This is a genomic window from Vibrio sp. ED002, from assembly GCF_023277445.1.
GTDB lineage: Bacteria > Pseudomonadota > Gammaproteobacteria > Enterobacterales > Vibrionaceae > Vibrio > Vibrio jasicida.
Genome location: NZ_CP080238.1, coordinates 2579758 through 2595696, shown reverse-complemented (window position 1 = coordinate 2595696; position 15939 = coordinate 2579758). Strand labels below are relative to the sequence as shown.

The window sequence follows — 15939 nt, the reverse complement described above, 5'->3', positions numbered from 1 at the left end:
CGAAGACTTGATTGGTCACTCAGTTCATTGAAACCTAATTTGAAACCGAAGTTTCTAATTGGATTATCATCAACGAGTGCCCACACAGATTGATAGGTCTATATTGTTAAAGAGCTTGGCTTTCAGTGCCTTAGCACTTAAGCGAGGTGCGTATAATACGCCTTTCACTTTGAAAGTCAACATAAAACTCTAAAATAATTTAGAACTTTATGGTGACTTGCTTATTAAATAAGCAAGTGCAAATTAAAGCCTGGCGATGTTCTACTCTCACATGGGGAAACCCCACACTACCATCGACGCTAATTCGTTTCACTTCTGAGTTCGGAATGGAAGTCAGGTGGGTCCAAATCGCTATGGTCGCCAAGCAAATTCTTTAATTCGGAAAACTGATTTTAAGTTCTACTTACACATTCAATCGTTCTTGCATTGAGTCCATCAAAACCCCTTGGGTGTTGTATGGTTAAGCCTCACGGGCAATTAGTACAGGTTAGCTCAACGCCTCACAACGCTTACACACCCTGCCTATCAACGTTCTAGTCTCGAACAACCCTTTAGGATACTTAAAGTATCAGGGAAGACTCATCTCAGGGCTCGCTTCCCGCTTAGATGCTTTCAGCGGTTATCGATTCCGAACTTAGCTACCGGGCAATGCGTCTGGCGACACAACCCGAACACCAGAGGTTCGTCCACTCCGGTCCTCTCGTACTAGGAGCAGCCCCCCTTCAATCTTCCAACGCCCACGGCAGATAGGGACCGAACTGTCTCACGACGTTCTAAACCCAGCTCGCGTACCACTTTAAATGGCGAACAGCCATACCCTTGGGACCGACTTCAGCCCCAGGATGTGATGAGCCGACATCGAGGTGCCAAACACCGCCGTCGATATGAACTCTTGGGCGGTATCAGCCTGTTATCCCCGGAGTACCTTTTATCCGTTGAGCGATGGCCCCTTCCATACAGAACCACCGGATCACTATGACCTGCTTTCGCACCTGCTCGAATTGTCATTCTCGCAGTCAAGCGGGCTTATGCCATTGCACTAACCTCACGATGTCCAACCGTGATTAGCCCACCTTCGTGCTCCTCCGTTACTCTTTGGGAGGAGACCGCCCCAGTCAAACTACCCACCAGGCACTGTCCGCAACCCCGATAAGGGGTCGACGTTAGAACATCAACACTACAAGGGTGGTATTTCAAGGACGGCTCCACGCAATCTAGCGACTGCGCTTCAAAGCCTCCCACCTATCCTACACATGTAGGGTCAATGTTCAGTGCCAAGCTGTAGTAAAGGTTCACGGGGTCTTTCCGTCTAGCCGCGGGTACACTGCATCTTCACAGCGATTTCAATTTCACTGAGTCTCGGGTGGAGACAGCGTGGCCATCATTACGCCATTCGTGCAGGTCGGAACTTACCCGACAAGGAATTTCGCTACCTTAGGATAGATTATAGTTACGGCCGCCGTTTACCGGGGCTTCGATCAAGAGCTTCGACCGAAGTCTAACCCCATCAATTAACCTTCCGGCACCGGGCAGGCGTCACACCGTATACGTCATCTTACGATTTTGCACAGTGCTGTGTTTTTAATAAACAGTTGCAGCCACCTGGTATCTGCGACTCTCGTCAGCTCCATCCGCAAGGGACTTCACCATCAAGAGCGTACCTTCTCCCGAAGTTACGGTACCATTTTGCCTAGTTCCTTCACCCGAGTTCTCTCAAGCGCCTTGGTATTCTCTACCCGACCACCTGTGTCGGTTTGGGGTACGATTCCTTACAATCTGAAGCTTAGAGGCTTTTCCTGGAAGCATGGCATCAATGACTTCACTACCGTAGTAGCTCGACGTCGTGTCTCAGCCTTAAGAAGAGCCGGATTTACCTAACTCTTCAGCCTACGCACTTGAACCTGGACAACCGTCGCCAGGCTACCTAGCCTTCTCCGTCCCCCATCGCAATTGTAAGAAGTACGGGAATATTAACCCGTTTCCCATCGACTACGCCTTTCGGCCTCGCCTTAGGGGTCGACTTACCCTGCCCCGATTAACGTTGGACAGGAACCCTTGGTCTTCCGGCGAGGAGGTTTTTCACCCCTTTATCGTTACTCATGTCAGCATTCGCACTTCTGATACCTCCAGCATGCTTTACAACACACCTTCAACGGCTTACAGAACGCTCCCCTACCCAATGAAGTAAAACTTCATTGCCGCAGCTTCGGTTTATTACTTAGCCCCGTTACATCTTCCGCGCAGGCCGACTCGACCAGTGAGCTATTACGCTTTCTTTAAATGATGGCTGCTTCTAAGCCAACATCCTGGCTGTCTGAGCCTTCCCACATCGTTTCCCACTTAGTAATAATTTGGGATCGTAGCTGGCGGTCTGGGTTGTTTCCCTCTCCACGACGGACGTTAGCACCCGCCGTGTGTCTCCCGGATAGTACTTACTGGTATTCGGGTTTGCAAAGGGTTGGTAAGTCGGGATGACCCCCTAGCCTTAACAGTGCTCTACCCCCAGTAGTATTCGTCCGAGGCGCTACCTAAATAGCTTTCGGGGAGAACCAGCTATCTCCAGGTTTGATTGGCCTTTCACCCCTAGCCACAAGTCATCCGCTAATTTTTCAACATTAGTCGGTTCGGTCACTCCAATTGATGTTACTCAATCTTCAACCTGCCCATGGCTAGATCACCTGGTTTCGGGTCTATATCCAGCGACTAAGTCGCGCAGTTAACACTCGCTTTCGCTACGGCTCCCTAGATGGTTAACCTTGCCACTGAATATAAGTCGCTGACCCATTATACAAAGGTACGCAGTCACACCACGAAGGTGCTCCTACTGCTTGTACGTACACGGTTTCAGGTTCTATTTCACTCCCCTCACAGGGGTTCTTTTCGCCTTTCCCTCACGGTACTGGTTCACTATCGGTCAGTCAGTAGTATTTAGCCTTGGAGGATGAATTTTCCATATTCAGACAGGATATCACGTGTCCCGCCCTACTCGATTTCACTGAATGTGCGTTGTCAACTACGGGGCTATCACCCTTTATTGCCGGACTTTCCAGACCGTTCGTCTAACGCATATAAAGCTTAGGGGCTAGTCAATTTCGCTCGCCGCTACTTTCGGAATCTCGGTTGATTTCTTTTCCTCGGGGTACTTAGATGTTTCAGTTCCCCGGTTCGCCTCGCTGCGCTATGTATTCACGCAGCGATACTAGCTTATGCTAGTGGGTTTCCCCATTCGGAAATCCCAGACTCAAGTGGTTTTTACTACCTAATCTGGGCTTATCGCAAGTTAATACGTCCTTCATCGCCTCTGACTGCCAAGGCATCCACCGTGTACGCTTAGTCACTTAACCATACAACCCGAAGGAGTTTCGAGTTGATAATCAAATCACCAAAGTTGTCTCTCATTATTTGAATGAGCGAGAGACATTTCGATTTTGCCGGACTCAATTTCGAATAATCACTTTAAAAGTGATATTCCCAAGAACACTTGAATGTGTTTTTGGTGTTTGTCTTAAAGACAAACATTGAGAACTTACAAACAATCTTAAAGATTGTTTTGTCAGCTTTCAAATTGTTAAAGAGCAAATCACTTCCTAAGAAGTTCATTTTCTAAAGACTTTCAGAGTCGAAGATTCTAACCACATACGTCTTACTGAAGTGGTTTGGAATTCCTATCCAAAAATACTTAGAGAATGGTGGGCGATACCGGGCTCGAACCAGTGACCCCCTGCTTGTAAGGCAGGTGCTCTCCCAACTGAGCTAATCGCCCACATTATTTTTCATTCTCGTGGAGAGAATGGTGGGTCGTGCAGGATTCGAACCTGCGACCAATTGATTAAAAGTCAACTGCTCTACCAACTGAGCTAACGACCCAATGGTATCCCGTAGAGAGTCGAACCCCTGTTACCGCCGTGAAAGGGCGGTGTCCTGAAACCTCTAGACGAGACGGGACACTGGATTGAAGATATTGGGATATCTTCGTCTCTTTTACTTATAAACCGTATCAATCTGTGTGGACACTCATCGTGAGTAATCATCGTATAAGGAGGTGATCCAGCGCCAGGTTCCCCTAGCGCTACCTTGTTACGACTTCACCCCAGTCATGAACCACAAAGTGGTAAGCGTCCTCCCGAAGGTTAAACTACCTACTTCTTTTGCAGCCCACTCCCATGGTGTGACGGGCGGTGTGTACAAGGCCAGGAACGTATTCACCGTGGCATTCTGATCCACGATTACTAGCGATTCCGACTTCATGGAGTCGAGTTGCAGACTCAATCCGGACTACGACGCACTTTTTGGGATTCGCTCACTATCGCTAGCTTGCTGCCCTCTGTATGCGCCATTGTAGCACGTGTGTAGCCCTACTCGTAAGAGTATGATGACTTGACGTCGTCCCCACCTTCCTCCGGTTTATCACCGGCAGTCTCCCTGGAGTTCCCGACATTACTCGCTGGCAAACAAGGATAAGGGTTGCGCTCGTTGCGGGACTTAACCCAACATTTCACAACACGAGCTGACGACAGCCATGCAGCACCTGTCTCAGAGTTCCCGAAGGCACCAATCCATCTCTGGAAAGTTCTCTGGATGTCAAGAGTAGGTAAGGTTCTTCGCGTTGCATCGAATTAAACCACATGCTCCACCGCTTGTGCAGCTTCGTCAATTCATTTGAGTTTTAATCTTGCGACCGTACTCCCCAGGCGGTCTACTTAACGCGTTAGCTCCGAAAGCCACGGCTCAAGGCCACAACCTCCAAGTAGACATCGTTTACGGCGTGGACTACCAGGGTATCTAATCCTGTTTGCTCCCCACGCTTTCGCATCTGAGTGTCAGTATCTGTCCAGAGTCGCCTTCGCCACCGGTATTCCTTCAGATCTCTACGCATTTCACCGCTACACCTGAAATTCTACCCCCTCTACAGTACTCTAGTCTGCCAGTTTCAAATGCTATTCCGAGGTTGAGCCCCGGGCTTTCACATCTGACTTAACAAACCACCTGCATGCGCTTTACGCCCAGTAATTCCGATTAACGCTCGCACCCTCCGTATTACCGCGGCTGCTGGCACGGAGTTAGCCGGTGCTTCTTCTGTCGCTAACGTCAAGTAATGCAGCTATTAACTACACCACCTTCCTCACGACTGAAAGTGCTTTACAACCCGAAGGCCTTCTTCACACACGCGGCATGGCTGCATCAGGCTTGCGCCCATTGTGCAATATTCCCCACTGCTGCCTCCCGTAGGAGTCTGGATCGTGTCTCAGTTCCAGTGTGGCTGATCATCCTCTCAGACCAGCTAGGGATCGTCGCCTTGGTGAGCCATTACCTCACCAACTAGCTAATCCCACCTAGGCATATCCTGACGCGAGAGGCTGAAGATTCCCCTCTTTGGCTAGTAGGCATCATGCGGTATTAGCCATCGTTTCCAATGGTTATCCCCACATCAGGGCAATTTCCTAGGCATTACTCACCCGTCCGCCGCTCGACGCCGTTATCGTTCCCCGAAGGTTCAGATAACTCGTTTCCGCTCGACTTGCATGTGTTAGGCCTGCCGCCAGCGTTCAATCTGAGCCATGATCAAACTCTTCAATTTAAGATTTTGTTCGGCTCAACGAATACTGACTTCAAAACTCATCCTTACTCGAAAGTAAGAAGTAATTTTAAAGCTATTACCATTCCAACAGAATGATAATGAATTGACTGTGCCAAGTCCGAAGACTTGATTGGTCACTCAGTTCATTGAAACCTAATTTGAAACCGAAGTTTCTAATTGGATTATCATCAACGAGTGCCCACACAGATTGATAGGTCTATATTGTTAAAGAGCTTGGCTTTCAGTGCCTTAGCACTTAAGCGAGGTGCGTATAATACGCCTTTCACTTTGAAAGTCAACATAAAACTCTAAAATAATTTAGAACTTTATGGTGACTTGCTTATTAAATAAGCAAGTGCAAATTAAAGCCTGGCGATGTTCTACTCTCACATGGGGAAACCCCACACTACCATCGACGCTAATTCGTTTCACTTCTGAGTTCGGAATGGAAGTCAGGTGGGTCCAAATCGCTATGGTCGCCAAGCAAATTCTTTATCAATTTGCTTGCAAATTCAAACGCACTTTAGTGCGGCCCTTTAGGGTGAGATTTGCTTGCAAATCGAATAATTCGGAAAACTGATTTTAAGTTCTATTTATACACATTCAATCGTTCTTGCATTGAGTCCATCAAAACCCCTTGGGTGTTGTATGGTTAAGCCTCACGGGCAATTAGTACAGGTTAGCTCAACGCCTCACAACGCTTACACACCCTGCCTATCAACGTTCTAGTCTCGAACAACCCTTTAGGATACTTAAAGTATCAGGGAAGACTCATCTCAGGGCTCGCTTCCCGCTTAGATGCTTTCAGCGGTTATCGATTCCGAACTTAGCTACCGGGCAATGCGTCTGGCGACACAACCCGAACACCAGAGGTTCGTCCACTCCGGTCCTCTCGTACTAGGAGCAGCCCCTTCAATCTTCCAACGCCCACGGCAGAATAGGAATCGAACTGTCTCACGACGTTCTAAACCCAGCTCGCGTACCACTTTAAATGGCGAACAGCCATACCCTTGGAGATCAGACTTCAGCCCCAGGATGTGATGAGCCGACATCGAGGTGCCAAACACCGCCGTCGATATGAACTCTTGGGCGGTATCAGCCTGTTATCCCCGGAGTACCTTTTATCCGTTGAGCGATGGCCTTCCATACAGAACCACCGGATCACTATGACCTGCTTTCGCACCTGCTCGAATTGTCATTCTCGCAGTCAAGCGGGCTTATGCCATTGCACTAACCTCACGATGTCCAACCGTGATTAGCCCACCTTCGTGCTCCTCCGTTACTCTTTGGGAGGAGACCGCCCCAGTCAAACTACCCACCAGGCACTGTCCGCAACCCCGATAAGGGGTCGACGTTAGAACATCAACACTACAAGGGTGGTATTTCAAGGACGGCTCCACGCAATCTAGCGACTGCGCTTCAAAGCCTCCCACCTATCCTACACATGTAGGGTCAATGTTCAGTGCCAAGCTGTAGTAAAGGTTCACGGGGTCTTTCCGTCTAGCCGCGGGTACACTGCATCTTCACAGCGATTTCAATTTCACTGAGTCTCGGGTGGAGACAGCGTGGCCATCATTACGCCATTCGTGCAGGTCGGAACTTACCCGACAAGGAATTTCGCTACCTTAGGATAGATTATAGTTACGGCCGCCGTTTACCGGGGCTTCGATCAAGAGCTTCGACCGAAGTCTAACCCCATCAATTAACCTTCCGGCACCGGGCAGGCGTCACACCGTATACGTCATCTTACGATTTTGCACAGTGCTGTGTTTTTAATAAACAGTTGCAGCCACCTGGTATCTGCGACTCTCGTCAGCTCCATCCGCAAGGGACTTCACCATCAAGAGCGTACCTTCTCCCGAAGTTACGGTACCATTTTGCCTAGTTCCTTCACCCGAGTTCTCTCAAGCGCCTTGGTATTCTCTACCCGACCACCTGTGTCGGTTTGGGGTACGATTCCTTACAATCTGAAGCTTAGAGGCTTTTCCTGGAAGCATGGCATCAATGACTTCACTACCGTAGTAGCTCGACGTCGTGTCTCAGCCTTAAGAAGAGCCGGATTTACCTAACTCTTCAGCCTACGCACTTGAACCTGGACAACCGTCGCCAGGCCCACCTAGCCTTCTCCGTCCCCCATCGCAATTGTAAGAAGTACGGGAATATTAACCCGTTTCCCATCGACTACGCCTTTCGGCCTCGCCTTAGGGGTCGACTTACCCTGCCCCGATTAACGTTGGACAGGAACCCTTGGTCTTCCGGCGAGGAGGTTTTTCACCCCCTTTATCGTTACTCATGTCAGCATTCGCACTTCTGATACGTCCAGCATGCGTTACCACACACCTTCAACCGCTTACAGAACGCTCCCCTACCCAATGCACAAAGTGCATTGCCGCAGCTTCGGTTTACTACTTAGCCCCGTTACATCTTCCGCGCAGGCCGACTCGACCAGTGAGCTATTACGCTTTCTTTAAATGATGGCTGCTTCTAAGCCAACATCCTGGCTGTCTGAGCCTTCCCACATCGTTTCCCACTTAGTAGTAATTTGGGACCTTAGCTGGCGGTCTGGGTTGTTTCCCTCTCCACGACGGACGTTAGCACCCGCCGTGTGTCTCCCGGATAGTACTTACTGGTATTCGGAGTTTGCAAAGGGTTGGTAAGTCGGGATGACCCCCTAGCCTTAACAGTGCTCTACCCCCAGTAGTATTCGTCCGAGGCGCTACCTAAATAGCTTTCGGGGAGAACCAGCTATCTCCAGGTTTGATTGGCCTTTCACCCCTAGCCACAAGTCATCCGCTAATTTTTCAACATTAGTCGGTTCGGTCCTCCAGTTGATGTTACTCAACCTTCAACCTGCCCATGGCTAGATCACCTGGTTTCGGGTCTATATCCAGAGACTGAACGCCCAGTTAAGACTCGGTTTCCCTACGGCTCCCCTAGATGGTTAACCTTGCCACTGAATATAAGTCGCTGACCCATTATACAAAAGGTACGCAGTCACACCACGAAGGTGCTCCTACTGCTTGTACGTACACGGTTTCAGGTTCTATTTCACTCCCCTCACAGGGGTTCTTTTCGCCTTTCCCTCACGGTACTGGTTCACTATCGGTCAGTCAGTAGTATTTAGCCTTGGAGGATGGTCCCCCCATATTCAGACAGGATATCACGTGTCCCGCCCTACTCGATTTCACTTTAAATGCGTTGCCGGTTACGGGGCTATCACCCTGTATCGCACAACTTTCCAGAAGTTTCACCTGACGCATAAAAAGCTTAAGGGCTAGTCCAATTTCGCTCGCCGCTACTTTCGGAATCTCGGTTGATTTCTTTTCCTCGGGGTACTTAGATGTTTCAGTTCCCCCGGTTCGCCTCGCTACGCTATGTATTCACGCAGCGATACTAGCTTATGCTAGTGGGTTTCCCCATTCGGAAATCCCAGACTCAAATGGTTTTTACTACCTAATCTGGGCTTATCGCAAGTTAATACGTCCTTCATCGCCTCTGACTGCCAAGGCATCCACCGTGTACGCTTAGTCACTTAACCATACAACCCGAAGGAGTTTCGAGTTGATAATCAAATCACCAAAGTTGTCTCTCATTATTTGAATGAGCGAGAGACATTTCGATTTTGCCGGACTCAATTTCGAATAATCACTGTAAAAGTGATATTCCCAAGAACACTTGAATGTGTTTTTTGGTGTTTGTCATAAAGACAAACATTGAGAACTTTACAAGTAATCTTAAAGATTACTTTGTCAGCTTTCCAAATTGTTAAAGAGCTATGTTAGCTACAAGCTTACGCTTGTGAACTATCAATCTGTGTGGACACTCATCGTGAGTAATCATCGTATAAGGAGGTGATCCAGCGCCAGGTTCCCCTAGCGCTACCTTGTTACGACTTCACCCCAGTCATGAACCACAAAGTGGTAAGCGTCCTCCCGAAGGTTAAACTACCTACTTCTTTTGCAGCCCACTCCCATGGTGTGACGGGCGGTGTGTACAAGGCTAGGAACGTATTCACCGTGGCATTCTGATCCACGATTACTAGCGATTCCGACTTCATGGAGTCGAGTTGCAGACTCCAATCCGGACTACGACGCACTTTTTGGGATTCGCTCACTATCGCTAGCTTGCTGCCCTCTGTATGCGCCATTGTAGCACGTGTGTAGCCCTACTCGTAAGAGTATGATGACTTGACGTCGTCCCCACCTTCCTCCGGTTTATCACCGGCAGTCTCCCTGGAGTTCCCGACATTACTCGCTGGCAAACAAGGATAAGGGTTGCGCTCGTTGCGGGACTTAACCCAACATTTCACAACACGAGCTGACGACAGCCATGCAGCACCTGTCTCAGAGTTCCCGAAGGCACCAATTCATCTCTGAAAAGTTCTCTGGATGTCAAGAGTAGGTAAGGTTCTTCGCGTTGCATCGAATTAAACCACATGCTCCACCGCTTGTGCGGGCCCCCGTCAATTCATTTGAGTTTTAATCTTGCGACCGTACTCCCCAGGCGGTCTACTTAACGCGTTAGCTCCGAAAGCCACGGCTCAAGGCCACAACCTCCAAGTAGACATCGTTTACGGCGTGGACTACCAGGGTATCTAATCCTGTTTGCTCCCCACGCTTTCGCATCTGAGTGTCAGTATCTGTCCAGAGTCGCCTTCGCCACCGGTATTCCTTCAGATCTCTACGCATTTCACCGCTACACCTGAAATTCTACCCCCTCTACAGTACTCTAGTCTGCCAGTTTCAAATGCTATTCCGAGGTTGAGCCCCGGGCTTTCACATCTGACTTAACAAACCACCTGCATGCGCTTTACGCCCAGTAATTCCGATTAACGCTCGCACCCTCCGTATTACCGCGGCTGCTGGCACGGAGTTAGCCGGTGCTTCTTCTGTCGCTAACGTCAAGTAATGCAGCTATTAACTACACCACCTTCCTCACGACTGAAAGTGCTTTACAACCCGAAGGCCTTCTTCACACACGCGGCATGGCTGCATCAGGCTTGCGCCCATTGTGCAATATTCCCCACTGCTGCCTCCCGTAGGAGTCTGGATCGTGTCTCAGTTCCAGTGTGGCTGATCATCCTCTCAGACCAGCTAGGGATCGTCGCCTTGGTGAGCCATTACCTCACCAACTAGCTAATCCCACCTAGGCATATCCTGACGCGAGAGGCTGAAGATTCCCCTCTTTGGCCCGTAGGCATCATGCGGTATTAGCCATCGTTTCCAATGGTTATCCCCCACATCAGGGCAATTTCCTAGGCATTACTCACCCGTCCGCCGCTCGACGCCCTTAACGTTCCCCGAAGGTTCAGTTAAGTCGTTTCCGCTCGACTTGCATGTGTTAGGCCTGCCGCCAGCGTTCAATCTGAGCCATGATCAAACTCTTCAATTTAAGATTTTGTTCGGCTCAACGAATACTGACTTCAAAACTCATCCTTACTCGAAAGTAAGAAGTAATTTTAAAGCCATTACCATTCCAACAGAATGATAATGAATTGACTGTGCCAAGTCCGAAGACTTGATTGGTCACTCAGTTCATTGAAACCTAATTTGAAACCGCTCTTTATTAAGAGAAATTTCTAATTGGATTATCATCAACGAGTGCCCACACAGATTGATAGGTTCTTATTTTTAAAGAGCTTTTCTAACATTTTCAGCAACTTAGTTGCTCGTCGTTAGGGTGCGTATCTTACTTCACACCGTGAGAGAGTCAAGCATTTTTTTTCAAATTCTTTTTCTCTCTTCCCGACTCGCTGTGTGACTTTCGTCTCACTCCGTGTCGGTGGATGCGCAGTATAGGGGGTTGAGAAATTAGCACAAGCGTTTTTTGCAAAAAAACTTTCAACCGAACAAATAACGAGCATTCTGCATAGATACTCAACGTTCTTGTCTAATATTTCGGGTTGTAGAGGATCTTTTCATGAAGAAACACCTGACTTCTGCATTAAAAGATCGCCTATTTCTTTGTGATTTCGGTTGCTGAACTTCTCTCTCTTGGTTCTTTTTTCTCTTTCTATCTATATAAAGACGAAAAAAAAGAGCAGAACGATGGCGAACTGCTCTTTTGGTCTTTGCTTTTTATTTGGGGTACTTCAGGTGAAGTCTTGGAAAATTGTTTCTTCTATATATAGAAGAAAAGATCAGAGCATCCTTGCCCTTCTCTTTACGACAGATTAGTTAGGGGTATATCTAAATGTCGTTATTGTTCGATGACGCATTGAGCTCGTAAGAGTGGAGCATGCTTGCATTCCCAATGGCGTCATCTTCGAGGGGAACTTAGTTCTTCAATACTTTTACGGTGTAGCTACCATCTTTTTGTTGGTATAGACCGTGGATGTCGGTTTCGAAACCTGGGTAATGCGCACCGATCTCACAAAGCATCTCTAGGAAGTCCAGCACAGGGCGCGACTCTTGAGTCACCATTTCACCAGGAAGTACTAGTGGCACACCTGGAGGGTAAGGAAGGATCATGTTCGCACTTACGCGGCCAACCATTTCTTCCAGTTTGATTTCTTCGATGTTGCCACGAAGCTCTTCTTGCCATGCTGCGTGTGGTGTTACTTTCATTTCTGGAAGTACATCGAACGCTTTGTACATTAGCTCTGGTAGGTTGTATTTCTTAGTTAGGTCATGAATTGCTTGTGCTAGTTCTTGAACGCGCATGCCTTCATAGAAGCTTGGGTCTTCGTTGTATAGCGAAGGTAGGAAGCTCTTGATGGTTAGGTTCAAGTCGTAGCCACGTTTAAATTCAGTTAGACCGCGTAGCAATTGCATTGCTTTTGATTTGTCGATACCGATTGAGAATAGGAACAACAAGTTGTATGGACCTGTTTTCTCTACCACGATGCCGCGCTCATCTAGGAATTTAGCCACCAGCGAAGCAGGAATGCCTGATTCTTCTAGTTCGCCTTCTTTGTTCATCCCCGGAGTCAGTAGCGTTACTTTGATTGGGTCAAGATACATGTGGTTGTCATCCATGTTCTTGAAGCCGTGCCATGTGTCGCTAGGGTCTAGTTTCCAACATTCTGTGGTATCGATGCTTTCTGGTTGCCATACATCGAAGAACCAGCTATCGCTTTCTGCTTCTAGGCGTTTGATCTCTTTACGGAAGCGGATTGCGCGATCGATAGAGTCTTGCATCAACTTCTTACCAGTGTTGCCGCGCATCATTGCCGCTGCAGTTTCAGTAGAAGCAACAATGCCGTACTGAGGTGAAGTTGAAGTGTGCATCATGAATGCTTCGTTGAAAGATTCTTTATCAAAGTCACCTTTCACGTGAATCATTGAAGCTTGTGAGAACGCTGCCAACAGTTTGTGTGTTGATTGTGTTTCGTAGAACACTTTGCCTGGCATCGCTTCACCACTCATACCACATTTACCTTCGTAAATTGGGTTGAAGTTAGTGTAAGGCACCCAAGCACTGTCGAAGTGGATGTGTTTACAATCTAGCGACTCTTTGATGAATTGTGTGTTGTACAACAAGCCATCGTAAGTTGAGTTAGTCACTACCGCGTAAGTTGGTGCTGTTGCACCTGGTGTTTTCGCCACTTTCTCTGCAATGACATCGCGGCTGAATTCGCTTTGTGGAATACCACCAAGGATGCCGTATGCGTTACGAGTTGGGCGGAAGTAGATTGGTGTCACGTCGCTCATCATCATTAGGTGAGTCAGAGATTTGTGACAGTTACGGTCAATCAGTACTGTGCTGCCCGCAGGTGCTGAGTACATACCAACGATTTTGTTCGATGTAGACGTACCGTTAGTTACGATGTACGAGCTGTCTGCATTGAATGTGCGTGCGATGTATTCTTCTGCATCTTTATGTGGACCTGAGTGGTCTAGTAGAGAACCTAGCTCAGGCATTGAGATTGATACGTCCGCTTTAAATGTGTTTGGACCGTAAAAATCGTAGAAGATGCTACCAGCAGGGCTTTTCTGGAATGCAGTACCGCCCATGTGACCTGGAGTACAGAAGGTGTATTTACCTTCTTCTACGTATTTGAATAGCGCTTTAGTGAATGGAGGCATGATGGCATCTTTGTATGCCTCAGTCGCTTGATTGATTTTGATAGCGATGTCGTCAGCCATACCTAAAGCATACTCGAAGAAGCTCACGTTTAGACGTAGGTCTGTTAGTGAAATGTCTAGAGTAGACTGTTCGTTGGCAAAAGCGTGAACAGGCAGTTTTTCGTTGATTTGGCTGATTCGTTCACATAGCTCTAGTGAGTATTTATCCCAGTCGAACAGCACACCGCAAATGCGTGGGTTCATCTCAATCATTTTGATCAAGTCTTTATCATCTACTGGGTAAACCACTTCGTAGCCCGCTTTCTCAAGAGCAGCGTGAAGTTGACGAACTGGCTCTTCTTTAAAGAACACACCCATGTGGTTCAAGATAGCGAATATATTCATTTGGACATCTCCAAGGCGAATGAGGGCGCTCTTTGCCATTTACAGGCAATGAGTAAGGTGAGCGCCGCGTGAATTTGGGGTTTATGGGCTGGCACCGTAGTGCCAGCGTTTGGGGATTAGTTGCTTGCTTGGGCAGGCATGTCGTCAGCGTGCATTTTCACGTACTGAGCAAGACCTGCTTTTTTGCTGTAGAACATCAAGATAACTAGAGAAACGATGAAGGTTGCTGTTAGCGTACCGCCCTCTGCACCCGCTAGTGCGATGAAGCAGAACAGACAAGCCACACCAGAGAACAGCATTACGAAGCCGTTACGTGTTGTCATACCTTCGAAGCGGATCAAGTTAATGCTTGAGTAGAAGTAAGGCAGCATTGTTAGTAGAACCGCGTCAGTTGTTAGCTGGTTGAATAGGTCTGATGCGTGTGCTGTTTTAGAGCTGAAGAACATCAGTACAACCATCAGTGCAGTCATCTTGATTGACGCAAGGATTAGACCTTTCTTAGGCACACCGTTTTTATCAGTTTCACCGTAGATTTTAGGGAAGTTACCATCGCTCGCAGCGCGTTTACCCGCTTCACCTACTAGCATCATCCAAGAACCTAGCGAAGTGAAACATGCTAGCGCTGTGAATGCTGATACGAATGGTGCTGTCCAGCTACCGAATAGCTCAGTGGTTGCTAGCGCAAATGGCGCACCTGATGCCGCAACTTCTGACGCAGGGAACATGCCGCTGATCATTTGAGTTGAGAGGATGTAAATCACACCCGCGATACCAGTACCTAACATAGTTGCTAGTGGTACAGTGCGTTTAGGGTTTTCTACCATACCAGTCGATACCGCTGCTGATTCCACACCTACGAATGACCATAGACAGATAAGAACCGCTGTTACTACCGCGTGGCTGTCAGTACCTGCTGATACGTTCCAGTTTTGGCTGTAAAGCGCAGTATCGAAGTGCGTCCAACCAAATGCAGCTGTACCAACAACTGGGATAAGGATAAGAACTAGACCAAGCGTACATAGACGGCTTACCCAGCTACCACCAAGTAGGTTGACGAAAGTGAAGATCCATACCGATGCAATCGTCGCAATACCTGCTGGGATTGGGTTATTGAGCACAGGGAAGAATACTGAAAGGTAAGAAACACCTGTAATGGCAATAGCCAGGTTACCAATCCAGTTCGCGTGGTAATAAAGAACGCCCGTTTGGAAACCAAATACCGGAGATACTTCGCCAGCATAAGCGATAGGACCACCTTCTTGTGGGTTTTTGGTTGCCAGACGAGCGTAAACGAACGCCAGACTCAGTGCACCGACCAAACAGATCAGCCAACTGAAGATTGAAACAGAGCCTACAGAGGCAAGACTAGAAGGTAATAGTGCGATACCACTACCCATCATGTTACCGGCTACGACACCCGTACAGGCAATAAGGCCGATTTTTTTCGCATTCGATGACATAACATCTCCAAATCTATTCTACTCGAGTCAACATGACTCAAACTGAATGGTTATTAGCGAGATGCTATGAGGAAGAACCTGCTCGACCTCGCTAAATTTCGAAGTGAAGACTACGCCCAAAAACTGGGAAAAAAATAAACTTGGGGTTATCAATAAAACAATTAGCCCATCGGTATAAAGTTGAGATAAACCTGATAAACTAAAAAACATAAAACTCGCATATACAGTAACTTAAGATAAAAAACTAAAGCGCTCATGTCGAAAAGGTAAAAATATCAACCTCAACAAATTTTCCATCAACCTTATCAACCGCTATCAACATCAAGCTATCCCTATCCTGATTACCCAAACTGTTGATGCAGACTTTTCCTACCCTTATTGACCAATTGACTTACATCAAACTTCCCCTCCTCTTTTACTCAACGATGCATAAGTACAAGCGTTATTAAGCATAAACAACTGCGTTTTCGTGACCGGTTTTAAATATGCA

At 47.8% G+C, this 15939-nt stretch carries 2 protein-coding genes, 3 tRNA genes and 6 rRNA genes; all 11 read right to left on the bottom strand.

Annotation, left to right across the window (positions count from 1 at the left end; translation table 11 throughout):
• Positions 1-248 precede the first annotated feature (248 nt).
• Positions 249-365 (bottom strand): 5S ribosomal RNA (rrf, locus tag ITG12_RS12025).
• A 91-nt stretch (positions 366-456) separates the two neighbouring features.
• Positions 457-3344: ribosomal RNA gene (locus tag ITG12_RS12020) — 23S ribosomal RNA — on the bottom strand.
• Positions 3345-3687: 343 nt separating this feature from the next.
• A tRNA-Val gene (locus ITG12_RS12015) sits at positions 3688-3763 on the bottom strand.
• Between the two features lie 28 nt (positions 3764-3791).
• Positions 3792-3867: transfer RNA gene (locus ITG12_RS12010), tRNA-Lys, on the bottom strand.
• A gap of 2 nt (positions 3868-3869) precedes the next feature.
• Positions 3870-3946 (bottom strand) — tRNA-Glu (locus ITG12_RS12005).
• An 89-nt stretch (positions 3947-4035) separates the two neighbouring features.
• Positions 4036-5578: ribosomal RNA gene (locus ITG12_RS12000) — 16S ribosomal RNA — on the bottom strand.
• A 367-nt stretch (positions 5579-5945) separates the two neighbouring features.
• A 5S ribosomal RNA gene (gene rrf / locus ITG12_RS11995) occupies positions 5946-6062 on the bottom strand.
• A gap of 164 nt (positions 6063-6226) precedes the next feature.
• Positions 6227-9116: ribosomal RNA gene (locus tag ITG12_RS11990) — 23S ribosomal RNA — on the bottom strand.
• A gap of 306 nt (positions 9117-9422) precedes the next feature.
• A 16S ribosomal RNA gene (locus ITG12_RS11985) occupies positions 9423-10969 on the bottom strand.
• The 16S, 23S and 5S rRNA genes sit together here with 3 tRNA genes alongside, the layout of an rRNA operon.
• An 884-nt stretch (positions 10970-11853) precedes the next feature.
• Positions 11854-13989, bottom strand: coding sequence for a lysine decarboxylase CadA (locus ITG12_RS11980; RefSeq protein ID WP_038881794.1), 2136 nt, complete (start codon positions 13987-13989; stop codon positions 11854-11856).
• 116 nt (positions 13990-14105) lie between these two features.
• A complete protein-coding gene (cadB, locus tag ITG12_RS11975) occupies positions 14106-15449 on the bottom strand; it encodes a cadaverine/lysine antiporter (protein WP_017821792.1) in 1344 nt (447 codons plus the stop codon).
• Positions 15450-15939 lie beyond the last annotated feature (490 nt).

Coding starts and splice junctions, on each gene's coding strand:
- ITG12_RS11980 (WP_038881794.1), bottom strand. CDS start 13,989: ATGAATATATTCGCTATCTTGAACCACATGGGTGTGTTCTTTAAAGAA.
- cadB (WP_017821792.1), bottom strand. CDS start 15,449: ATGTCATCGAATGCGAAAAAAATCGGCCTTATTGCCTGTACGGGTGTC.